The sequence below is a fragment of the Serratia sp. 2880STDY5682894 genome (assembly GCF_001537385.1).
In the GTDB taxonomy this organism is placed as follows: Bacteria; Pseudomonadota; Gammaproteobacteria; order Enterobacterales; family Enterobacteriaceae; genus Serratia; species Serratia nevei.
Genome location: NZ_FCJA01000002.1, coordinates 602,672 through 625,994, shown reverse-complemented (window position 1 = coordinate 625,994; position 23,323 = coordinate 602,672). Strand labels below are relative to the sequence as shown.

Below are 23,323 nucleotides of genomic sequence, written 5' to 3'. Positions count from 1 at the left end.
CCTGTCAGCAGGATATTCAGAAACGTTGGCTAACGCTAAACTTGATGTTGCGCCCTACGCCGGACACCGATTCGCCCAGGTAAGGGTAATAATCGCGGTTGAACAGGTTGTCCACCGCGACGCGAGCTTCGAAGCCCTGCAAACCGCTGGGCTGCCACGAGGCGAACAGGCCGTGCAATGCATAACCCGAGGTTTTCGGCAGCGCCCAGACAACGGCCATCGGATCGCCGTCGGCCGGTGAACGATCCTGTTTACGCACAAAATCGCCGGTCCAGCCGAAGGCCATGTCCCACTGCGGCACTTTCATGCCCAGCATCGCGTGTGCCGTAACGGGTGGAATTTCGGCAATCCAGGTTTCGCTGCCCCACGGATCGCGTGGTGAAGCGTCGCGTTTGCCGCGAATCGAGGAGAACGACAGGCTGCCGAACAGGCTTTCGCTGTCATAAAACGATTCGAGCTCCACGCCCTCAATGGTATAGCCCGGCAAGTTGCGATAGTTCGACAACGGTTGCCCACATTGGCCACCGTGCCGTGCGGCGTCGCACACTACGCCGCGACGGTAGAAAATCTCGTCCTTGCCGCGATTGCGGAACAGCGTAGTGCGGATCTGCAGGCTGTCTCTCGCCATCAACACATCGTTGAAGTCCAGCACCGCGCCGAGGCGAACGCCCGTCATGCGTTCCACCTGCAGACTGCGGCTGGTGCCGGGCACGCTGGAAGCGGCGTATTGCACTTCATACTGTTCGTCAATCACCGGGGCGCGCCAGGTGCGGCTGACGTCGGCAAACAGGGACAGATTCGACGTCGCTTTCCACATCACGCCCAAATGCGGCGACCAGCCGGTATAGGTCACGCTGCTGTAATCATGGCCCACGAGCGGATCGCTGTCGTTATAGCGCGGAGCTCGGTTCGGTTGCCCGGTGTTGGTCACGTGATCGTAACGCACGCCCGGCGTCACGGTCAGGCTGCCGAAGCTGACCGCATCCTGCAGATAAACGCTGCGGGTTTCCTGTTCGCCCGCCGGCATGTAATACGGCTGGAAATAGCCGTAGTTGTAACTGGCGTTTTTCACCTGCGAGGGGTAATACATCAGGGTATCCCGCTGATGTTTATGCCAACGCGCGCCGAGCAACAGCTTGTGTTCCAGCGGCCCGCTGGCGAAACGGCTTTCATTGCTGACGTCAAACTGCCGATCGGTATAGTTCACCCAGCTTTCATTGCCCAACGTACCGAGATAGCTGAACTTTGAAGCGGAATCCGGCCGCTTGTCATGCTGCTCTGTCTTCGAATAGGCGTAAGACAGCGTCAGATTCAGCAACGGCTGCGCTTCCGGCGCCAGATTCCATTTCACCGAGTAATTGGTGTCTGTCTGGTCGCGATACACCAGAATGCGGCGCCACGCTTCTTCCCGGCCATATTTATCGATATCCGCCTGGCTGGGCGCGGCGATATCGTCCCGCTTGGCGGCAAAAGGCTGCCAGCCATCGGAATCGGAGCGCATCGCCGACAGCGTCAGCGTTTGCGCCTCGCTCAGATAAATATTGGTTTTTAACAGGTAGGAAGCCTGATCGTTGGCGGAATAGGCAAAGCGCGTGCCGTCCGGCCGCTTCAGGTTGCCGCCGTCACGCTTGCTCATGTAGATCAAACCGTCGGCAAATCCTTCCGGCGTACGGCCGTACAACGCGCCGCTGTAAATGCCCTGGCGATCGTTGGTGTGGTAGCTGTACTTCAGCAAGCCGCCAAAATCTTCGCCCGGCAGCAGCATATCCCCGGCATCTTTGGTCTCCAGCGTAATGGTCCCGCCAAAGCCGCCATTGCCGTTCAACAGATTGTGCGGCCCCTTATCGACCTCAACCTTTTTCAGCAGTTCGGGTTCGATGAATACCGAACCCTGCCGATATTTCTCAAATCCCTTCGGCGCCCCGTCCAGCACCACCTTCACATCTTCCATGTCGCCCATGCCCCAGATATTCAGGCTTTGGCCGCCCGGGCGCGGCGATCCCGCCATCCCTACGCCGGGCAAGCGATCAAGCAAACTGGCGATATTGTCTGCCTGCACGCGTTCGATGTCTTCTTTATCCAGCACCGAACGGCCGGCGGCGACGCTGTCGGACAAACCGCCGACCACCGACAGTTCCGGTATCGTCAACGGCTGAACCGGCCCGGCGTCGACCAACCGATATCCCTGTGCGGTTTGCTGAGCGCGCAATCCGCTGCCCGCCAACAGCGTATCGAACGCGTCGGTGAGGCGGTAATGTCCCTGCAGACCCGCGGTGCTTTTTCCACGCGTCTGTTCGGGCGTGAAAATCACTATCACGCCGGCCTTAGCGGCCGCCGTCTGCAAGGCGGGCGCCAGGTCACCGGCGGGTATGGCGAAGGAAAGGATAGCGGGCTGTTCGACCGCCGAGGGTGGTGCCGACGCACCGGGCGCCGCCATCGCGGAGGTGAGCATGCCCGATAGTGCGCATCCTATCCCGATAGCGACGCGTTTCCCGGTCATGCGTTTGGCTGATGTGAACGTACGCCCTGCGCCGTTCTTGTTTTTTATGGCCATGAAGGATTCCCCTGAGTGTATTGAACTGGAAACTCAGTAGAGAGGTCACGCCAACGAAAAGATCGGGCAGAAAAAAATGAAAAAAAGGACCGAAGTCACCGCGCCGCGTAGACGATAAAGGTCACCACGCCGAAGATCTCCAGCTGCGCCTCATCGTCGAACACGATCGGCGCGTAGGCGGGATTCATCGGCAACAGCCGCACGTCGGGGTGGCGCTGCAGCTTTTTGACGGTGAATTCCCCGTCCACCGCGGCGATCACGATATTGCCGTGCTCCGGCGTCAGGGCGCTGTCGACGATCAGCAGATCGCCATCCTGGATATTGCCGTCGATCATCGACTCGCCGCTGGCGCGCACGAAGTAGGTGGCGTTGGGGTGCCGCACCAGCAGCTTGCCGATATCCAGCCTGCTCTCGACATAGTCCTGCGCCGGGGAAGGAAAGCCGCAGGCCACGCGATCGGCAAACAGCGGTAACGTGAGGGGGTTACCTGGTGAAAAAGCATACAACCTTGAATTGCTCAGCATAATCATAACCAAACTGTATATTTATACAGTAAAGCATAAACAAAATCCGAACGCGTGCAACCCCCAATCCCCCTGCGGATCGCGCTTTCCCGCGTAATATAATAATTTTCTGAGTGATTTTTCCTGCAGCTTTTGGCGTTCTTCGCGTGTGTTTACACACATGATACCCACCAAAACTGTGGATAATGCGGCACTCAGACCGTTGGCGTATCGATGGGCAGGATGAGTGAGGGATTGTCATTGCGAACGGTGCCGACGGCGGGCGATACCGGTTGCCAGACGAAATCCTCTGCCTGCAGGCTGTACACGTCAGCCTGCATTTGACCAGAGGGCGGGACTAAGCGGGTGTCGAGCCAGTCGCGCGCGGCCGTCGGTCTCTGCTGCGTACAGCGCCGCAAAGAACAGCGGCAGGCCTTGCCTCACGGGAGGAACGGCGGACGGCCTTACAAAATGACGCCAATAAAATTGCGACTGGCAATGGCATCAATGGGACAGCCAGAGACGAAAGTCAGTACGTTATGCCAGGAGCTTGGGATAACCCGACAAACGCTGTACCGCCACATTTCCCCTGATGGTCCACTGCGAGCTGACGGTATAAAGCTGCTCAACCGGGGATAATTTTAGCGGACGGAAAAATCTGGAGTTCCGGCGTAGAACCCCGAATAAGGAATAATCCTTAATTCATTTCAGGATTATTAATTCCATCTAAAACCTCTCGGCAATATTCTTTTTTATAGGCTTCATCATTACTTAATGACTTAACCAAAAAATCAGCATTTTTCCAACCATTATCCCAATGCGTATCGAATCCTGACTGTTCATACTTTAATGTTCTAGTTAATGAGTCTTTTATTTGTTTTTTATATTTATCAATTTTCTCATTGGTTGCCCCACAAACATCATGTGCAACACGAGCATTTGAGCCAGAAAAACCTATTGCTGAAATTGCCATCGCTTCGTTTGATTTGTCGAAATCATTCGCATAGGCCACAGCATTAGATAAAGCGAATATGACAAGAGCAGGTATGGTTTCTTTGTATGAAATCATCTTTTACCTCTAACTCATTGATTGTTCATGGGGTCAGTTTGGATATCGAAAATTATTGTACATTAAGGCTGCTTTTTAATCAGTCTCAACTTCTTTATAGAAGGCCTGAATGCGACAAACTTGGGAAGTACTGTAGCCTGTCGCGTCTGCTGTTTCTCGGATGCTCAGTTTCTTAATCTGTCGGTAGTGCCTGATCCATCCTGCACGCTCCATCTCGCCGCTGGCGCGCACGAAGTAGGTGGCGTTGGGGTGCCGCACCAGCAGCTTGCCGATATCCAGCCTGCTCTCGACATAGTCCTGCGCCGGGGAAGGAAAGCCGCAGGCCACGCGATCGGCAAACAGCGGTAACGTCAGGGGGTCACCTGGTGAAAAAGCATACAACCTTGAATTGCTCAGCATAATCATAACCAAACTGTATATTTATACAGCAATGCGTAAACAAAATGCGAACGCGTGCAACCCCCTATCCCCCTGCGGATCGCGCTTTCCCGCGTAATATAATAATTTTCTGAGCGATTTTTTTTTACGCCTGCTAAGCGTTTCACCGCCCCTTGCACACACGTTATCCACCAAAACTGTGGATAACCTGGCGGGGCCACGGCGGCGCCTTCGGAGGATGCGCTATCGCCCTACTGCGCCGCTGCGGCGATGCAAAAACGGTATACCGCTTCAACCATCTGATCGAGGCCCGGTTGCTCGAGGGGATAATGCCCGGCGTTCTCGAGCATCACGGTGCTCACTGGTACCCGCCGAACGCGGCGGAGGAACAGTTCGCTCAGGTGCAACGGCGTCCAGCGATCCTGCGCTGGCTGCGTCAGCAGGATCGGGCAAACGTCGAAATCTTCCGGCTCAATGGCAGGCGCGTACGCCGCGTACGAGGCTAAAAAGCGCATCGTCACCCAGGCCCCCGCCGACGTGTCGTCCGCCAGACATGCCTTAAGCGCCGCCTTGTCATTGACCAGCGCATGCATCTTGCTCGCCAATGCCATCGGCATCGCCATCCCGGCCAGCGGCGTAGCGGCCACCAGCCGCGCCAGGGGAATGCCCAGGCGGCTCATCATTCGATTCAACGCCGTCTCGTCGCGCACCTGTTGTTCACGCTGATCGAGAAACGTCATGCCGACAATGCCTTTCACCTGCCGGTTCAGCGCTGCCACATGATAGGTCTCCATCCCACCGGCGCTCAGGCCGTACAGCACAATGGGGCGCGCATCCCTCGCCCGTTCCGCGTCGATCAGATCGCTGCCAATCTGCACCCAGTCGTCGTAGCGCACGCGCCGCCGTTGCCCGCCCGTCTGCGTCATGCCATATCCCGGCATGTCTACGGCGATCGTCTCTATTCCCCGGTGCGCCAGCGGCGCCCCCAGGATGGTCGACATCTGCCGGCCGTTGGTACCGACGCCATGAAACAGGATCACCTTCACCGGCGCCTCGGGGCGACGGTAGCAATCGAGATGGATGCGATACTGCCGCCAGGGCCACCACGTCTCTGTCGGTTCTTCCCCCGGCTGCAGCCGGAAGCTTTCCGGCAGGAATCGCTGAATGTCCTGCCAGTGAGATTGATTGGCGTAATTACCCATACGAAACCTCTCGTGATACTTGGTTGCCGGGATGAAAATCCGTATAATCCAACAAATGTCGGATTAATAAAATACAACTTATGTCGGAAAAAGCGATGCCGCAAGTAAAAAAAAATGCGCGCGTGCCAGTTCAGGAACGCGCAGCGGCGCGCATGGCCAAAGTGCTGAGCGCCGCCGAACAGATGCTCGCCACCCTTGGGCCGGAAAAAACCTCCATTCCCGCCCTGGCGGAAGCGGCCGAAGTGCCGCGCGCCGCAATTTACCCGTTCTTCCCGGACAAGTACGCGCTGTTTTCGCATCTGGCTCAGACCCATATGGAGCAACTGACGCAGGCGCTGCGCGCGTCGGGGCTCGAGACCGCCGGCAGCTTGCAGGATTGGGTGGATGCCGCCGTGTTGGCCACGGCCCGCTACTACAATGCCCATCCTGCGGCGAGCGTCTTGCTGCTGCGCGGTGCGTTCGCCGAACCCGAAAACCAGGCTCACGCCGCCAAAAACCTGACGATCGGCGAGATGTTCCGGGCAAAAGTGCGAGACCTGCCCGAACTCGAGACGCTGCCGTCGGAGCCCGACGTCGTTCTGATCGCCATAGAATTGGCGTTTGCCTGCATGAAATATGGTTACGCGCGGGAAGGCACCGTCTCTGCGGCCATTTGCCGCGAAGCGACGCGGGCGGTCATCGCCTATCTAGGCCAGTGGCGCACCGCGCCGTAAAGCAATGGCAGAGGTGCCCCGTTTCGCCCTGTTCAAGGGCGCCATCTATGATAAAATCCAGTATCACTCATCAGACTCTACTCTGACGCCGGCGCAGTATCCGCCGGCGCCGCGAAACCATCATGAACAAGCATTTGATTCTCGACGAACCCGGCGATGCCGATTCGGCCTGCCTGTCGCGCCACGCGGTCTGGCAGCGCAACGATCTGGCTCAGGCGCAACAGGATTGGCTGGCGGAAGAAGTGCCGGTCGCCCTGGTGTACAACGGCATTTCCCACGTGGTGATGATGGCGACGCCGAAAGATCTGGCGGCCTTCGCCATCGGTTTTTCGCTGTCCGAAGGCATCATTGCCTCCCCCGACGATATCTACGACATTCGCCAACAGCCGGCCTGCAACGGCATTGAAGTGCATGTGGAACTCTCGAGCCGCCGCTTTATGCAGCTGAAAGAGAAGCGCCGCAGCCTGGCCGGCCGCACCGGCTGCGGTGTCTGCGGGGTGGAGCAGCTGCAGGAGGTCGCCCAACCCATCGCGCCGCTGCCCTTCACGCAACGCTTCGATTTGGCCCTGCTCGACCGGGCGTTGGCGCAGCTGCAGGAGGTGCAAACGGTGGGGAAACTGACCGGCTGCACCCACGCGGCGGCCTGGATCCAGCCGGACGGCGCACTCAGCGGCGGGTGTGAAGACGTCGGCCGCCACGTGGCGCTCGACAAACTGCTGGGCTACCGCAGCCAACAGGCGTGGCTACAGGGGGCGGCGCTGGTGTCGAGCCGCGCCAGCTATGAAATGGTGCAAAAATCCGCCATGTGCGGCGTCGAGATCCTGTTCGCCGTTTCCGCCGCCACCCGCCTGGCGGTCGAGGTGGCCGAGCGCAGCAACCTGACGCTGGTGGGCTTCAGCAAGCCGGGGCGCGCTACCGTCTATACGCATCCGCAGCGGCTCTGGCAATCGACGCCGGCGGCCTAACGCCGCCGGACAAGAATCGACTATTCTCAATAGCAGAACACCAGGAAGCCCCACGTCATGATCATTCGCCCGAACCAGAACTGGTTTATTCGCCTGTTCGCCTGGCACGGTTCCGTGCTGTCAAAGATCACCTTTCGTCTGTCGCTGAACGTACTGATGTCGATAGTGGCGGTGATCAGCTATCAATGGTACGAGCAGCTCGGCGTACATTTAACCATCGCGCCGTTCAGCCTGCTGGGTATCGCCATCGCCATTTTTCTCGGCTTTCGCAATAACGCCGGCTACAGCCGCTTTGTCGAAGCGCGCAACCTGTGGGGCTCGCTGCTGATTACCGAGCGATCCCTGCTGCGCCAGATCAAAAGCCTGCTGCCGGACGAACCGGCGGTGCATCAGAAGGTCGCCAAGCTGCTGATCGCCTTCAGCTGGAGCCTGAAGCATCAGCTGCGCGCCACCGATCCGACCGCCGATCTGTACCACAACCTCACCAGCAAAGAGCTGGCGGAAGTGATCGCCAGCCCGATGCCGACCAACCGCATCCTGCTGATGCTGGGCCAGGAGATCGGCAAGCTGCGCCGCCAGGGGCTGCTGAGCGACATCACCTTCGAGCTGCTCGACAACAAGCTGAGCGAACTGTCCCATGCCCTCGGCGGCTGCGAACGGCTCGCCAGCACGCCGGTGCCGTTCGCCTATACCCTGATCCTGCAGCGCACCGTTTACCTGTTCTGCAGCCTGTTGCCTTTTGCCCTGGTGACCGACCTGCATTACATGACACCGTTTGTTTCGGTGTTCATTTCCTATACCTTCTTATCCTGGGACTCACTGGCCGAAGAGCTGGAGGATCCGTTCGGCGTATCGGCCAACCATCTGCCGTTAAACGCCATCTGCAACACCATCGAGCGTAACCTGCTGGAAATGAACGACCAAAGCCCGCTGCCGCCGCCGATGAAACCCGACGAGCACTTTAATTTGATTTGACCTATTTCACCCGAACACACTGGAGCCGAATGCAATGAATGCAAATAACCACCCGCCGCAAGCCGTATTCACGCCGGTGACGCGCCATGCCATCTTCATCGTCGCCACCCTGTCGCCCGTTCCCGCCCATCTGGCGGCGGTGCGCGCCTGGTGCGGCGACATCGCCGCCGTGGTGCGCTCGGTCGGCAAACGCGCGCCGGCGGGCAACCTCACCTGCGTCTGCGGCTTCGGCTCCGAAGCCTGGGATACGCTGTTTGGCGCGCCGCGCCCTCGCCAGCTGCATCCGTTCAGCCCGATCGGCAGCGGGGAACGCGTCGCCGTCGCCACGCCCGGCGATATCCTGCTGCATATCCGCGCCGATGAAATGGATCTGTGTTTCGAACTGGCCTCGCAGCTGGTCGGCAAGCTCGGCGACGCCGTGACGGTCATTGAAGAGGTGCACGGCTTCCGTTACTTCGATCAGCGCGCCATGATCGGCTTCGTCGACGGTACGGAGAACCCGGAGGGGCACGAAGCCTTCGACTACACGGTGATCGGCGACGAAGACGCGGCGTTCAGCGGCGGCAGCTATGTGCTGGTGCAAAAATACCTGCATGATATGCAGGGCTGGAACTCGCTCAGCGTGGAAACGCAGGAGAAGATCATCGGCCGCCATAAGCAGTCCAACATCGAGCTGGATGAAGCGGTCAAACCGTCGTCATCGCACAGTTCGCTGACCACCATCACCGACGAGCAAGGCAACGAGGTGAAAATTCTGCGCGACAACATGCCGTTCGGCCGCCCCGGCCTGCGCGAATTCGGCACCTACTTTATCGGCTATGCGCGCTCCCCGCAGCCGATCGAGCAGATGCTGGAAAACATGTTTATCGGCCGCCCGGCCGGCAACTACGATCGGCTGCTCGATTTTAGCCACGCGGTGACCGGCACCCTGTTCTTCGTGCCTTCCGCTCCGCTGCTGGAAGCGCTGGCCGACCGCAGCGGCGCCGAACTGCATTAAGCCCTCCTTCTGCGGCAAAGCCTCCCCCCGCGACTTATACTGAATGAACGTTGCGTATTGGGGGGAGGCACCATGCCGCTCACATTCAAACGTTCGGAAAGGCTCTCCATCGGCACCGAAATAGAGCTGCAGCTGGTCGATGACGAGCGCTACGATCTCACCGATCGGGCCGATCGGGTAGTCAGCGCGGTCGGCGATCGCCGGCGCGTCAAACATGAGCTCACCAAATCGATGGTGGAGCTGAACAGTTCGGTGCATCGCGATCTCGATGAGCTGCACGCCGAGCTGCGCACCCTGACGGATACCGTCCGGCGCAGCGCACAGCGCCTGGGCTGCGACGTCTGCGGCGGCGGCCGCCATCTCAGCAACGACTGGCGCAAACAGGTCATCAGCGACAGCGCGCGCTACAGGCAGTTGGCCAGCCGCTTTGGCTATCTCTCCAAGCTGGCCTGCGTGTTCGGCCAACACATTCACCTCGGCGTCAACGACGGGGACGAGGCAATGTACCTGTGCCATGCGCTGACGCCCTATTTTCCGCAGCTGATCGCGCTCAGCGCTTCGTCGCCGCTGTATCAGGGCGTCGACACGCACTTTGCCAGCTCCCGTTTCAGCGCCCAGAATTCCTTCCCCAACTACGGATGCCTGGAACACATCTACAGCTGGCGCGAATTCAACGCCTACTACGAACGGCTGAACGCCGCCGGCGTGATTGAAAGCGTCAAGGATATTTACTGGGATGCGCGGCCAAAGCCGGAGCTGGGTACGGTGGAGATCCGCATCTGCGATACGCCGCTGCGCCTCGCGCACGCCGTGCTGCTGGTCGGTTACTGCCGTCTGCTGGCTGATTTTCTGTTGCGGCGCCGGACGCCGATCGCGCCGGAATACGATGCCTTCACCCATTACAACAAGATCAACGCCTATCGCAGCGGTTTCGCCGCCGAATACGTCGATCCCGCGACGCTGCGCCGCAGCAGCCTGACCGCCCACATCCTGCACACGCTCGAAGCGCTGAGCGGTTGCGCCGAGCGACAGGAGGATCGGGCCATGCTGCAGGCGGTCGAGCGCCATGTCCGCCAGGGCATCAGCGATTCGGAGCATATCCGTCAGATGTTGCACAACGGCCTGCCGCAGGCTCAGGTGATCAAGCGCCTGTGCGACGAGCTGTTGCAGCCGGCAAGTTAAGTTTCAGCTATCGATTCCATACGCTAAAGCCACTGTTCATTATGTGCTCTTTCGCTACAATCGTGGGCACTGACATTCACCGTATCGAGGACACCATGTACAACTTCTCCCGCTATCAGGCAAAAGAACTGGCGCTGGCTTACATGAGCGGCAAAAAACACGATCTGTCGCCGCAAGAGTTTTTGCAGCAGCTGAAAAACAGCGAACGTTCGTTTGAGCATCTGCTGAAACACGGCAGCGAAATGCCGCGTGAGGTGCTGGTTAAAAGCTTCTGAACGGCCGGTCGCCGGCCACTTTCCCCCTACGCCGCCGGTGGCGAGCCTGACAGGCCCGCGCATTCCCGGCCGTTCATCCCCCACTCCCCACTCTGCCTCGTTTCGTCTTCACAGGCGAAAACCTGATAAATTCGCATACACAGGCGAATTATTGACATATTCGTATCCAGGTGCGAATTTATAGTCATCCCTCTGCAAACAACGGAACACGCCATGCCGACGCCAATCAGCGTTATCAGCGGCGATCTGGTCGATTCTCGCCGGTCAGACACCGTCAACTACCTCAATGGGCTGCATAGCCTGCTCGATCGGCTACGGCGCGACGGGCGGCTGCATCAGGTGGAAATCTTTCGCGGCGATGCCTTTCAGGCGCAGGCCGCCCCGGAGGACGGGCTGCTGCTGGCGGTGTACATTCGCCTCGCGCTGCGGGCGATGGGTGCCGCGCACTGGGATGCGCGCATCGCCATCGGGCTGGGCAGCCAACGGCCCGACGCCGCCGGTTACGGCAGCGCCTTTATCAACTCCGGCAGCGCGCTGGACGCCATGGCAAAAAATTGCCGGCTGGCTCTGAAAACCGACAACGATCGGACAAACGCCATTGTCAGCGATCTGCTGCCGATGTTAGATCATGTGATTGGCCGCCTGTCACAGGCCGAAGCGCGCATCGTTCAGGCGAGAATGTTCGCCGACAGCGGCGCCGCCGTGGCGGAGCAGCTGCAGAAAGCCGCCTCCACGGTCTCCGCCGCGCTAAAACGCGCGGCCTACGAGGAAATCATGCGGTTTATTCACGCCATTAACAGGATCGTCTGACTATGGATCTGACCTATGCGCCCTTGCTGGCCTGGCTGTTGCTCGTCCATCTGCTGGCGGATTTTCCGCTGCAGCCGCTGAGTTGGGTGGAAGATAAAATCCAACATCGCGCACGTTCACGTTTTCTGGTGTTGCACGCGTTGCTGCACGGGGTGCTGGCCGCCTGGGTGGTGGCCGGTTTCGGCCTGCTGCACGGCGGGCTTTCCTCATTTCAGGTGCTGGCCAGCCTGCTGGTCATCGCCGTCAGCCACTACCTGATCGATCTGCTGAAAGTCACCGCGATGAGCCGCCTGAGCCCGGCCCGCAGTTTCCTGCTCGATCAGGGATTGCACCTGGCGGTGATCGCCTTGCTGTGGCTGGGGCTGACGCCGAACGCCGGTGAACTGCTCGCCGCGCTGGGGCGGCAACTTGGGCGTTGGCAAACCGGCCTGGTTCTGGTGGCCTACAGTCTGATTTATCTGCCGATGAGCCTGCTGATCGGGCAGCTGCTGGCGCGCTGGACGCCGCAAATGCCGCCTTCGGCCAAGGCCGACAACGACTCGCTGCTGCGCGCGGGCAAACAGATTGGCTATCTGGAGAGAACGCTGATCCTGACCTTTGTGCTACTGGGGCAAATCCCGGCGATCGGCTTTTTGCTGGCGGCCAAATCCATCTTTCGTTTCGGCGATCTGCGCCAGAGCGACGATAAGATGCGCACCGAGTATGTGCTGCTCGGCACGCTGTTTTCCTTCACGCTGACCATCATGCTCGGCCTGCTGGTCAACAAACTGCTGTAGGGGTGCGGGGGCGAAGAATTTCGCCCCCGAAGTGAACGCCGAGGCGGCTTAGAGCCACTCGCCGAAGCGGCGGATATAGAAACGCTTCATCAACTGCGCGACCACGCAGTAGCTGACCAGCGTAGCGGCCAACCACGGGAAGTATTCCCACGGCAGCGGCTGCAGGCCAACCAGGGCGCCGAGCGGCGAGAATGGAATGTAGATGCCGAGCGCCATCACCAACCCGGTGGTCAGCAACACCGGCAGCGCCGCGGTGCTCTGAATGAACGGGATCTTCTGGGTGCGCAGCATATGCACCACCAGCGTTTGCGACAGCAGCCCCTCAATGAACCAGCCGGACTGGAACAGCGCCTGGTGTTCCACGCTGTTGGCGGCGAACACGTACCACATCAGCGCATACGTCGTGATATCGAAGATTGACGAGGTCGGCCCAATCCACAGCATAAAGCGCCCGATGTTTTTGGAGTCCCACTTGCGCGGCTTGCGCAGGAACTCTTTATCCATCTTGTCCCACGGCAGCGACAGCTGGGAAATATCGTACATCAGGTTTTGAATCAACAGGTGGATCGCCAGCATCGGCAGGAACGGGATGAAGGCGCTGGCCACCAGCACCGAGAACACGTTGCCGAAGTTGGAGCTGGCGGTCATGTTCAGATACTTGATGATATTGCCGAAGGTCTCGCGCCCTTTGATCACCCCCTCTTCCAGCACCATCAGGTTCTTTTCCAACAGGATGATGTCCGCCGATTCCTTGGCGATATCGGTGCCAGTGTCGACCGAAATGCCGACGTCGGCGTCGCGCAGCGCCGGCGCATCGTTGATGCCGTCGCCGAGGAAGCCGACGGTATGGCCGTTGGCCTGCAGCATTTTCAGCACCCGCGATTTTTGCAGCGGCGTCAGCTTGGTGAAGACCGTGCGCTGCTCCACTTCGCGCGCCAGCTCTTCGTCATCCATCTGCTCAATTCGCAGCCCGGAGAGCGGTTCACCCGGCTCCAGCCCAACGTCGCGACAAATCTTGCAGGTGATCACCGGGTTGTCGCCGGTCAGCACCTTCACCGTCACGCCGTTTTCCTGCAGCGCGGCGATCGCCTGCTGCGCGCTCTCCTTCGGCGGATCGAGGAAAGTCAGCAGCCCTTGCACCACCATGTCGCGCTCGTCGGCCACGCTCAGCGGGTCGGCCGGGCGTTGCGCGTCCAGCTCGCGCGTCGCCAGCACCAGCACGCGGAAGCCGTCTTCGTTATACTCGCGGGCCAGCGCCTGCAGCGCCGCACGGCGCGCGTCGTCCAGTTCCAGCGTCTTGTCGCCTTCACGCACGTGAGTGGCGATCTCCAGCATCTCCTCTACCGCGCCCTTACAGATCAGCTGCTGCTTGCCATTCTCATCCGCCACCACGATCGACAGCCGGCGGCGCACGAAGTCGAACGGCAGCTCATCCACTTTGCTGAAACGGCCCAGGGCTTCGATCCCCGGTTTGCCGCGCCCGAAGCGGATCACCGCCTGGTCCATCAGGTTCTTCATGCCGCTCTGATGGAAGCTGTTCAGCCAGGCCAGGTGCAGCACCTCGTTATCCCTGGCGCCCGTGACGTCGATGTGGTGCTCGAGAATGATGCGATCCTGGGTCAGGGTGCCGGTCTTGTCGGTGCAGAGCACGTCCATGGCGCCGAAGTTCTGAATGGCGTTCAGGCGCTTCACCACCACCTTGCGGCGCGACATGGCGATCGCCCCTTTCGCCAGGTTGGAGCTGACGATCATCGGCAGCATTTCCGGCGTCAGGCCGACCGCCACCGCCAATGCGAACAGCGCCGCCTCGCTCCAGTCGCCTTTGGTGAAGCCGTTGATCAGCAACACCACCGGCACCATCACCAGCATGAAGCGAATCAGCAACCAGCTGACGCTGTTCACCCCGCGATCGAACGCGGTTTGCGCCCGCGAACCGACGATCGACTTGGCCAGCGAGCCGAAGTAGGTGCGCCCGCTGGTCGCCACCACCACCGCCGTGGCGGTGCCGCTGGCGACGTTGGTGCCCATCAGGCAGATGTTGGAGAGCTCAAGCAGCGCGTTCTCGCTGGATACCTCCCCGTCGCTCGACTTCTGCGCCACGTTGCCCATCGCATCGTATTTCTCGATGGGGATCGCTTCGCCGGTCAAAATCGCCTGGCTGATGAACAGATCGCGCGAGGCGATAAGACGCACGTCGGCCGGCACCATGTCACCGGCGGAGAGCTGAATGATATCCCCCGGCACCAGTTCGCGGATCGGCACTTCCAGCGTCAGCGGATGCGCGCTGTAGCTGCTGCGGCGCAGCACCGTGGCGGTGGTGCGCACCATCGACTTCAACGCTTCCGCCGCTTTGTTGGTGCGGTATTCCTGCCAAAAACGCAGCAGCCCGCTCAACGTGACCATGGTCAGAATGATAATAACGCCGGTGAGTTCAGTTTCTTCACCGCTCTGGCGCGGCAGCCAATAATCGGTAAAGAAACTGATCGCAGCCAGCACCATCAGCACGAAGATAAACGGGTTGTTAAAGGCCTTGATCAGCTGAATCAAAGCATGCGGCGCCTTGTCGTGGGCGACCTGGTTGGCGCCGAACTGCTCCAACCGCTCATCGGCATCGTCCTGGGTCAAGCCGTTGCGGTTGCACTTAAGGTTCGCCAGCGTTTGGGCGATGCTGTTGGTCGCCTCTTGCGCAATGGCGTAGGTCACCGCGTCTTTATCACGGCGACGCGTTCTTTCATTAATCTGAGTCATAACGCTATTCTCTTATTTTCGTTCTGCGCACAGGGATATCCCGCCCGATAAACAGGTGACTCTGCGCAGAGTGGAATTTTTTAATTAGCGTGACTGAATAGCGTGATTACCCTGTCAGCCACGCAGAAATCATTTCCCTTCCGGGGTCATCGTCCATAACGCCTCCTTAATGCTCCGCGTTATTCAGGCGCGCCTGAATAAACCTGAACATATAATCAAGTTAGTAAATATTTATATAATTAATCAGACCGGTAATTCAGACGCGACGCGCCAGCGAACGGCACTCACGCTTTTTTCCAGGCTGACGCGGCAGACAATACCCTCAATTTCTTTTTGCGCAGCCGGCGTAGCGGTAATTTCCGCGCACACTTCCAATTGACCCGGGCTGGAAATATCGGCGCTGCGCAAGGACTGCAGCCGCAAGGCGACGCCGTTCAGCGCCTGCAGAATCAGGGTGCGCACCAGAATTTCATCCTGTTCGCCGCAGGTCACCTGAATGCGATAGCACAGTTCCAGATCGGTCGCCTGCTGGTGCGGCTGCAGGTTGATGCGCTGCGCGGCTTCGCGCAGCAGGATATTGGCGCACAGGATCACCAGCGTGGCGACCACCGCATCCCAATGCTGGCCCAGGCCGCACAGGACGCCGATCCCCGCCGAACACCACAGCGTGGCGGCGGTGTTGAGGCCGCGAATGTTCAGCCCTTCCCGCATGATAACGCCGGCGCCGAGGAAGCCGATACCCGAGACAATCTGCGCGGCCACGCGGCCGGCGCTGGCCGGATCGGTGGACATGGAGCTGAGAATAAAGACCGCCGCGCCGGTCGCTACCAGCGCATTGGTGCGCAGGCCGGCCATACGTTGGCGCCACTGGCGCTCGGCGCCAATCACCGCGCCCAGGCACATTGCCAGCAATAAATTTAAAACGAAAGGAGTCATAGCCATGACTGTCCCCTTAATTAACCGCAGGAGATAAAATCATGTGCTCTTTAGCACACGCAAAGTCGCGCCGAAAATAAATCAGCGAATCAGCGTGCTGTGCCTGGAGGGAAAAGGCTGTGGCTGCAGAATACCATAATAACGTCCAACTCAATTCACCTGAAACCGTCAGGCCTCAGGACACGTTTTTTATTCGGGTATGCACAGCTCAGGAATAACTGGAGAGGGGTGCTGCCCGCCGATAACGGCAAGCAACAAATCAGAAGAGAATTGGTCAGCTTGCCTTATTTGTTTTATTACAACTACAACTGTCCAATTGGGTTTCTCCACCGAAATTTTGGCTGAGTATAGTGACGTCAGGTAATGAAGTAAAGGCTAATTTATTAAACGAAAAATAAACTGGAATACCGCGATCATATTTCGATGTCACAATTAGGCAGCGACAACGTTGGGCGCCAGTGCGCTTATCGGTAAACTGCTCTCCTTCATCTTTCAAGGACGCCCCCGATGAAACACCGGCTTTCCCCGCTCGCGCTCGCGCTGCTCGTCAGCTTTCCCGCAGATGCCCTGCTGCTGCAGCAAGGCGACGCGCAGTTTGAACTCGATCCCGCCACGCTGCGCATTGCCGCCGGCGCTGTGCCGGTCAATCTGGCGCAGCCCGCGCAACCGGTGGCGGATCTCACTGCGTCGCCACAACGCGCCAGCTGGCGCTGGCCACAGAGCGCGGTCAAGGTTAGCGCCAGGCTGGAGGACGGCGATCTGCGCCTGAGCTTCAGCAGCGACCGGCCACAGCTTCTGAACTGGTATCGCCTGCCGCCGCAGGCGGAAACGCTGTTGCTGCCGATCGGCGAAGGCAGCCGCATTCCGCTCGACGACGCGGTCTGGCGCCATTACCTGACGGCGGAAATGACGCCGCTGGATACCAACTGGGATCTGAAGCTGCCGCTGTGGAGCCAGCAATACCAGGGCAAGGTCTACAGCTGGCTGATGTTGACGCCGTTCAGCAACCGGGTCACTTTCGTCGCCGCGCAGGAAAAGCTGGAGATGCGCGCCGGGCATCAGTTCAACCGCTTCAACCAACAGCAGGCATTCGAGGTGCTGCTGCACGTCGGCGACACCCCGCTGTCCGGCGCCCGCCGCTACCGCGACTATTTGCAACAAAGCGGCCAGTTCAGCAGCCTGCGCGAGAAGATAAAGCAGGCGCCCGAAGGCGAAAAGCTGATCGGTGCCACCCATGTCTACCTGTGGGGCGACAAACTGCTGGCGGCGGAAGACGTCAAAGATTGGCCGGGGTTGCTGCTCTACCTTGCCTCTCCGGCCGCCGCCGGGCTGCGGCAACAAATGGATACCGAGAGCAGAAAGCTCCTGCTGCAGCTGGCGGGCAAAACACCGGAGGGCTGGCAGCAACAGCCCCTGATCGACGGCATCAACCAGGCGTTGACGGCACAAATTCCGCTGGGCGCCACGCCGGACGACGCCGATTTTCTGCAGGCACAGCAGCGCCAGGCAGCTGCGGTGCGGGAGCGGGCACAGCGAGAGCTGGGGCGTTGGTTAACCCCGGTGGACCGTTGGGGGCAAGGGCTGGCCAAACCGGTGATCGATGCGCTGCGCCAGGCCGGTTTGCCGCGCCTGTGGTTGGGCACCGATAACTGGACCGCCGCCTTCCTGCACCCGCAGGCGGTAACCGCCGCCAAAGCGGCCGGCTATCTGATCGCCAGCTACGACTCCTACGATACCGCCATTCCACGCGGCGTGAACGACAGCTGGCTCACCGCGCAACTGCCGACGGCGCTGCGGGAAACCTGCGCCATCGTGCGCGCCGACGGCAGCAAGAAACCCGGCTTCGGCAAACAGGGTTACTACCTCAATCCGGGCTGCGTCCTGCCCTATTCTCAACAGCGCATGCGCGAGTTGGTGCAACTGGCCGGGTTGAACAGCCTGTTTCTCGACGTGGACGGCACCGGCATGGTCTCCGACGACTATCAGCCCGACCACCCGACCGGCGCGGCGCAAATGGCCGAAGCGCGCAACGCCAGGCTGGCCTGGTTCAGCGCCACCCTTAAGCTGCCGCTCGGCTCGGAGGACGGCAATGCGGTGACCGCCCGCAGCCTGATGTTCGCCCACGGCATGGAAACCTGGGGATTCGGCTGGGGCGATAAACAGATGAATCAGGATAAATCCTCGCCCTATTATCTCGGCGCCTGGTGGCCCAACGCCCAACCGGCGTTTTTCTTCCGCCCCGCCAAGGTGAAACAGCCCTACCGCACCGTCGAATTCGATCCGCGTTACCGCCTGCCGCTGTACCAGGCCGTTTTCCACGATGCGATCGTCAGCAGCCACCACTGGAATTACGACAATCTGAAGTTCAGCGACGTTCAGACCACCCGCAGTCTGCTCAGCCAGCTGTACAACACTGCGCCGATGTTCCATCTGAGCCGCGCCACCCTGGCGGCCCGCCTGCCGGCGATCAAACGCGCCGACGCCGCCTTCCGGCCGCTGCATCAGGCCCTGTGGGACAAAGCGCTGACCGACTTCCGCTGGCTCGATCGGGACGGCTGGGTGCAACAGACGACGTTTAGCGACGGGTCGACGCTGACCGCCAACTTCAGCGCGCAGCCGTTCGCCGGCGTAGCGGCCCACAGCCTGCGCGCCAAGCTGGCCGACGGCCGTACGTTCGACGTTGCGCCTTAGCAAGGTCGCCGGCGGTGGTCTACGCTAGGCTATGTTTCCGACGACCCGCAAGGAGTGGCCGATGACGCCTCTGATCCACACTCTGCTCGACGAGATTTGGCAAAGCCTCGGGCAGCGCCCCGCGCCCTGCGACCGGTTAACCATAAGCGGTACCGGCGCATTGCCTTCGGCTTTTCCCGTCACCGAATTGGCTACCGCCGCCTGGAGCGCCGCCGGTTTGGCCTGCGCCGACTTGCTTCGCCGCGAGGCAACCGAAGCGCCGCAGGTCTGGATCGATCAACGCCTGGCCTCGCTCTGGTTCGGCTGGACGCTGCGTCCGCTGGGTTGGACACTGCCTGCGGCCTGGGACGCCCTGGCCGGCGACTACGAGACGGCAGACGGCTGGATACGCCTGCATACCAATGCGCCGCACCATCGGCGGGCGGTGGAACAGGTGCTGGGCCCGGCATCGGACAAAGGCACGCTGGCGGCGCGCGTGCTGAGCTGGAAAAAGAGCGAGCTGGAGCAGGCAGTGATCGAAGCCGGCGGCTGTGCGGCCCAAATGCGCTCGGCGGCCGCGTGGCGGCAACATATTCAGGGCAAGAGCGTGGCGCTCGAACCCTTGATTCACACCTCGCTGCAGCCGGAAGCGCCGCCGCCGGGTTGGGCGCTGCCCATAGCCCGGCCGCTGCACGGCGTACGGGTGCTGGATCTGACACGCATTCTCGCCGGGCCGATCGCCACCCGTTTTCTCGCCGGTTTGGGTGCCGACGTGCTGCGCATCGATCCTTACGGTTGGGATGAGCCCGGCGTCGAGCACGAGGTGATGTTGGGCAAGCGCAGCGCGCGCCTCAACCTGACCAATGCGCACGATCGCCATACGTTTGAACATCTGTTGAGAAACACCGACGTGATCGTACATGGCTACCGTGCCGGGGCGCTGGAGAAGTTGGGCTATGGCGCGGAGGAAAGACGCGCGCTGGCGCCGGGCCTGATCGACGTCTGTCTGAATGCCTACGGCTGGAGCGGGCCGTGGCGCACCCGGCGCGGTTTTGACAGCCTGGTGCAGATGAGCTGCGGGTTGGCGGAAGCGGGCATGGTTTGGCGCAGCGCCAGTTTGCCGGTGCCGCTGCCGGTACAGGCTCTGGACCACGCCACCGGCTATTTGATGGCGGCGGCGGTGCTAACCGGTATGGCGCAGCGCCTGAACCGCGGCACCGGCTACCACGCAAGGCTGTCGCTGGCGCGCACGGCGCAACTGCTGCTGGCGCATCCCTATCCGGCGCATTATCGGCCACAAGCCCTGGCGCCGGCCGGCCCCGCCGACGAAAATCCGGAAACGGAATTGACCGACTGGGGCGCCGCGCAACGTCTGCGCGCCCCGTTAAGCCTGCAGGGCACGGCGCTGCAATGGGCGCTGCCGGCGACCGCGCTCGGCACCTCGCAGCCGGCTTGGCTGCGCCGTTAAATAGCCGCCAACTGTTGCTGCAGCCACTGCAGCAACCGCAAGACCGCCGGCGTCAACCCGGCGGTCTGCGGCCACACCAGATAAACGTCGTCCTCGCTCAGGCGACAGGGCGCGGCCAGCGCCACCAGCCTCCCGGCGGCGATCGCATCCTGCACCAGCAGCTTTTTCGCCAGCGCGATGCCGAACCCCTGCTCGGCCGCGCGAATCAACAATCCGGCATCGTTAAACAACGCCTGTTGGCGCCCGCACAGCGAGCGCCCTTGCGTATTGAACCAGGCGCGCCAGGGGCTGACGTCGTGCTCCAGCAAGGGAACATCGCCGCCGTTCTCGAATGCCGTTCCCCACTGCCGCGCCATGTCCGGCGAGGCGACCGGCAGCACATCGCCCGACGCGATGCGCTGTGCCTGCAGTCCCGCCCACTGACCGTTACCGATGCGGATCGCCGCATCGAATCCGCGCTGCGACAGATCCTGCAATGTCAGCGACGCATCGATATCCAGCGCAATATCGGCGCAGGCTTCATGGAAGGCCGGCAGGCGCGGCAACAGCCAGTAATGGGCAAAAGACGGCAGCACGCTGATACGCAGCGTCTGGCTTGCCGCCGCGCGCCGGGCGCGGGCAACGCCCTGCTGCAGCGCCTGCAGCGCCGGCTCTACCGCCGCCAGCATCTCTTTCCCGGCCGCATTCAGACGCACACCGCGCCCGCGCCGTTCAAACAGCGGATAGCCGACCGCCTGCTCCAGCAGCTGGATTTGCTGGCTGACCGCACCATGCGTTAAATGCACCTGCTGCGCCGTGGCGCGCAAATTCTCCAACCTGGCGGCGATAACGAAGGTCGGCAAGACGTGCAGGGGAAGGCGTTCACTCATCACTGGTTAGCCGGATTATCCAAAAAGGTTATTTTTCATCGATTTTGGCCCGCAGGCAACTGTTCTATGTTTATACCATCTATCCCTGATGCTTTCGGAGCCGCCATGCACCCACGTTTACAACAGGATCTTACACAGTTTCCGCAGATCCTCGACCACACCCGCCAGTTGGCGGAAGATTTTCTGGCCGGGCTGCAGCAGCGATCGGTCTGCCCACCGCTCGCGCAACAGCAGCTGCAACCCGGTGACGATCGGCTGGCGGAAAACGGTGAAGGCGCCCTGGCGGCGCTGGATGACTTTTGGCAGCGTTATCAGGCGGGCATTTCCGCCAGCGCCGGCCCGCGTTATTTCGGCTTCGTCACCGGCGGTGGCACCCCGGCGGCGGTCGCGGCGGACTGGCTGGTTAGCGTGACAGACCAAAATAGCCAGCTCAGCCATGATACGATCGCCGCGGCGATCGAGCTGGCCGCCGTGACGCAGTTGAAATCCCTGCTGGGCCTGCCGGAAGCGTTCAGCGGCAGCCTGGTCAGCGGTGCCACCATGGCCAATTTCGCCGGGCTGGCCATTGGCCGGCAGTGGCTGGGCCAACAGCACGGCGTGGATATTGCCCAACGGGGCCTGGCGGCGCTGGGGCCCATCCGGGTGCTGGCGGCCAATCCGCATTCCAGCAGCGTAAAGGCGCTCAGCATGCTCGGCATCGGCCGCGACGCGCTGACGACCGTCGCCAGTCTGCCGGAGTCTGAGGCCATGGATATGGCGGCGCTGGAGCGGCAGCTCGCCGCCGGCGAGGGCCGCCCCACGTTGGTGCTGGCTAGCGCCGGCACGGTCAACACCGTCGCTTTCGACGATCTGCCGCGTCTGCTGGCGCTGCGGGAGCGTTATCCGTTTTGGCTGCATGTCGATGCGGCCTTCGGGGGCGTGGCGGCCTGTTCGCCGCTGTATGCACCGCGACTCGCAGGCTGGCAACAGGCGGACTCCATCACCGTCGATGCACACAAATGGCTGAACGTGCCTTATGACAGCGCAATCCAATTTACCCGCCATCTGGATCTGCAGATGCAGGTATTTCAGAACCATTCGGCCTACCTGGAAGCGCCGACGCCGCGGCCGGACAACTATCTGCATCTGACGCCGGAAAATTCGCGGCGCTTTCGCGCCCTGCCGCTCTGGCTGACGCTGAAAGCCTATGGCCGCAGCGGCATACGGGATATCGTCGAGCGCAACGTCCAATTGGCGCAGGCGCTGGGGGCGGCGTTAGCGGCCGACGACGGCTTCCATTTGCTGGCGCCGGTGAATTTGAACGTGGTGTGCTTCGCGCTCAGCCGCCCGCTGGGCGACAGCGAAGCGGCGCGCGATCGCTTTCTTGAGCGCCTGAACCGGCACGGCGTGGTGCGTTGCACCCCAACGACCTATAACCATCAGCCGGGGATCCGCGCCGCGCTGGTCAACTGGATGACGGAGGAACGGGACATCCGGCTGGCGCTGGACTCGCTGCGCCACTGCCTGCCAGAGACGGCCTAAGGCGCGCGGCGCTACCCGAGTTGGAAAGCCTGCAAACGCCGCGCTTGCCGCCCGTCATCGCTGATGTTATCCGGCGACAGCCAGGCGGCAAAGGCGGCGTGTCGCGCCGGCCATTCCGCGTCGATGATCGACAGCCAATCGGTGTCGCGCGTGCGTCCTTTGACGACAACCGCCTGGCGGAAAGTGCCTTCGTAACGGAAACCCAAGCGCTCGGCGGCCTGGCGCGAAGGCAAATTGAGGCTATCGCACTTCCATTCGCAGCGCCGATAGCCAAGATCGTCAAACAGATGCCGCAGCATCAGGAAAATCGCCTCGCTGCCCAGCACGCTGCGCCTCATCAGCGGCGACCAGTTGATGGTGCCCAGTTCGGCCACGCCGTTGCCGGGATCGATGCGCAAAAAAGCGCAGGTCCCCACGGCGCGCCCGTTCGCCTGATCGACCACCACCATCGTGTTCCTGTCAGCGCTGGACGCCTGAGCCTGGAGATAACGCTGAAAATCCTCGCACGTCTGCGGCCGTTCCCAAAACAGATAGGTCCAGTCTCGGTCGTCCTCGGCGGTTTGGTAAGCCCGATAGAGCTCATCCCCCCAGCGCTCGAGGCTAAGGGGTTCAAGGCGGCAAAACCGCCCTTGCAGCAACCTGTGCCCGGGCAGGCCTGCCGGCTGCCAATGAGGAAGGGCATCGCCTATTGGCTGCCCATATTGATTCTGTC

The 23,323-nt window shown here is 61.0% G+C and carries 19 protein-coding genes and 3 pseudogenes; 12 read left to right on the top strand and 10 right to left on the bottom strand.

From position 1 onward, the window contains the following. Positions 1-16: 16 nt before the first annotated feature. From AWX27_RS07655 to AWX27_RS25465, 3 genes and pseudogenes are all read right to left on the bottom strand, one after another. Positions 17-2,554 carry a TonB-dependent receptor gene (locus AWX27_RS07655; RefSeq protein WP_369819298.1) on the bottom strand — a complete coding sequence of 846 codons (2,538 nt, stop codon included), beginning with the start codon at positions 2,552-2,554 and terminating at the stop codon, positions 17-19. 95 nt (positions 2,555-2,649) lie between these two features. Next, positions 2,650-3,084, bottom strand: a complete 435-nt coding sequence (umuD, locus tag AWX27_RS07650; RefSeq protein WP_060420666.1) for a translesion error-prone DNA polymerase V autoproteolytic subunit — start codon at positions 3,082-3,084, stop codon at positions 2,650-2,652. A gap of 188 nt (positions 3,085-3,272) precedes the next feature. After that, positions 3,273-3,452, bottom strand: a pseudogene (locus tag AWX27_RS25465) (hypothetical protein); the annotation flags it as partial. Positions 3,453-3,489: 37 nt separating this feature from the next. On the opposite strand from AWX27_RS25465, the pseudogene AWX27_RS25370 reads away from it, so the two are divergent. Continuing rightward, positions 3,490-3,696: pseudogene (locus AWX27_RS25370) on the top strand (helix-turn-helix domain-containing protein); the annotation flags it as partial. Between the two features lie 58 nt (positions 3,697-3,754). Here the strand turns inward: AWX27_RS25370 and AWX27_RS25015 are convergent. From AWX27_RS25015 to AWX27_RS07640, 3 genes and pseudogenes are all read right to left on the bottom strand, one after another. Further along, on the bottom strand, positions 3,755-4,126 hold the full coding sequence (locus AWX27_RS25015) for a hypothetical protein (RefSeq protein ID WP_139159326.1): 372 nt from the start codon (positions 4,124-4,126) through the stop codon (positions 3,755-3,757). Positions 4,127-4,339: 213 nt separating this feature from the next. Continuing rightward, a pseudogene (locus AWX27_RS25005) lies at positions 4,340-4,531 on the bottom strand (DNA polymerase V); the annotation flags it as partial. 224 nt (positions 4,532-4,755) lie between these two features. Next, complete coding sequence (locus tag AWX27_RS07640) at positions 4,756-5,706, bottom strand: alpha/beta hydrolase (protein ID WP_060420663.1); 951 nt, start codon at positions 5,704-5,706, stop codon at positions 4,756-4,758. A gap of 80 nt (positions 5,707-5,786) precedes the next feature. On the opposite strand from AWX27_RS07640, the gene AWX27_RS07635 reads away from it, so the two are divergent. The 8 genes from AWX27_RS07635 to AWX27_RS07600 all read left to right on the top strand — a co-directional run bounded on the left by AWX27_RS07635 (position 5,787) and on the right by AWX27_RS07600 (position 12,399). Then, a complete protein-coding gene (locus tag AWX27_RS07635; RefSeq protein ID WP_060420660.1) occupies positions 5,787-6,419 on the top strand; it encodes a TetR/AcrR family transcriptional regulator in 633 nt (210 codons plus the stop codon). A 122-nt stretch (positions 6,420-6,541) separates the two neighbouring features. Further along, positions 6,542-7,384: a formate dehydrogenase accessory sulfurtransferase FdhD gene (gene fdhD / locus AWX27_RS07630; protein ID WP_060420657.1), complete on the top strand. Its 843-nt coding sequence runs from the start codon at positions 6,542-6,544 to the stop codon at positions 7,382-7,384. Positions 7,385-7,441: 57 nt separating this feature from the next. Next, complete coding sequence (locus AWX27_RS07625; RefSeq protein ID WP_060420654.1) at positions 7,442-8,359, top strand: bestrophin family protein; 918 nt, start codon at positions 7,442-7,444, stop codon at positions 8,357-8,359. A gap of 34 nt (positions 8,360-8,393) precedes the next feature. After that, complete coding sequence (locus AWX27_RS07620; RefSeq protein WP_047730421.1) at positions 8,394-9,356, top strand: Dyp-type peroxidase; 963 nt, start codon at positions 8,394-8,396, stop codon at positions 9,354-9,356. A 72-nt stretch (positions 9,357-9,428) separates the two neighbouring features. Then, positions 9,429-10,538, top strand: a complete 1,110-nt coding sequence (locus tag AWX27_RS07615; protein WP_060420651.1) for a YbdK family carboxylate-amine ligase — start codon at positions 9,429-9,431, stop codon at positions 10,536-10,538. 95 nt (positions 10,539-10,633) lie between these two features. Further along, positions 10,634-10,813, top strand: coding sequence for a hypothetical protein (locus tag AWX27_RS07610; RefSeq protein ID WP_060420648.1), 180 nt, complete (start codon positions 10,634-10,636; stop codon positions 10,811-10,813). A gap of 213 nt (positions 10,814-11,026) precedes the next feature. Further along, positions 11,027-11,623 carry a hypothetical protein gene (locus AWX27_RS07605; RefSeq protein ID WP_060420645.1) on the top strand — a complete coding sequence of 199 codons (597 nt, stop codon included), beginning with the start codon at positions 11,027-11,029 and terminating at the stop codon, positions 11,621-11,623. A 2-nt stretch (positions 11,624-11,625) separates the two neighbouring features. Next, positions 11,626-12,399, top strand: coding sequence for a DUF3307 domain-containing protein (locus AWX27_RS07600; protein WP_060420642.1), 774 nt, complete (start codon positions 11,626-11,628; stop codon positions 12,397-12,399). A gap of 48 nt (positions 12,400-12,447) precedes the next feature. Here the strand turns inward: AWX27_RS07600 and mgtA are convergent, their stop codons facing one another. Together mgtA and AWX27_RS07590 are read right to left on the bottom strand one after the other, a co-directional pair. Continuing rightward, on the bottom strand, positions 12,448-15,147 hold the full coding sequence (mgtA, locus tag AWX27_RS07595; RefSeq protein ID WP_060420640.1) for a magnesium-translocating P-type ATPase: 2,700 nt from the start codon (positions 15,145-15,147) through the stop codon (positions 12,448-12,450). Positions 15,148-15,390: 243 nt separating this feature from the next. After that, entirely contained in the window at positions 15,391-16,089 is a 699-nt protein-coding gene (locus AWX27_RS07590) for an MgtC family protein (protein ID WP_025303346.1), read from the bottom strand. A gap of 501 nt (positions 16,090-16,590) precedes the next feature. Here AWX27_RS07590 and AWX27_RS07585 point away from each other — a divergent pair. Together AWX27_RS07585 and AWX27_RS07580 are read left to right on the top strand one after the other, a co-directional pair. Then, positions 16,591-18,774, top strand: coding sequence for a glycoside hydrolase (locus AWX27_RS07585; protein WP_060420637.1), 2,184 nt, complete (start codon positions 16,591-16,593; stop codon positions 18,772-18,774). Positions 18,775-18,835: 61 nt separating this feature from the next. Further along, positions 18,836-20,221, top strand: coding sequence for a CoA transferase (locus tag AWX27_RS07580; protein ID WP_060420634.1), 1,386 nt, complete (start codon positions 18,836-18,838; stop codon positions 20,219-20,221). Here AWX27_RS07580 and AWX27_RS07575 read toward each other — a convergent pair. Then, positions 20,218-21,093, bottom strand: coding sequence for a LysR substrate-binding domain-containing protein (locus AWX27_RS07575; protein WP_060420631.1), 876 nt, complete (start codon positions 21,091-21,093; stop codon positions 20,218-20,220). The genes AWX27_RS07580 and AWX27_RS07575 overlap by 4 nt on opposite strands. 102 nt (positions 21,094-21,195) lie before the next feature. Between AWX27_RS07575 and AWX27_RS07570 the strand changes: the two genes are divergently transcribed. Beyond that, positions 21,196-22,611 carry a pyridoxal phosphate-dependent decarboxylase family protein gene (locus AWX27_RS07570; RefSeq protein ID WP_060420628.1) on the top strand — a complete coding sequence of 472 codons (1,416 nt, stop codon included), beginning with the start codon at positions 21,196-21,198 and terminating at the stop codon, positions 22,609-22,611. Between the two features lie 11 nt (positions 22,612-22,622). Here AWX27_RS07570 and AWX27_RS07565 read toward each other — a convergent pair whose 3' ends face one another. Further along, positions 22,623-23,264, bottom strand: a complete 642-nt coding sequence (locus AWX27_RS07565; protein ID WP_080432920.1) for a GNAT family N-acetyltransferase — start codon at positions 23,262-23,264, stop codon at positions 22,623-22,625. Between the last annotated feature and the right edge of the window lie 59 nt (positions 23,265-23,323).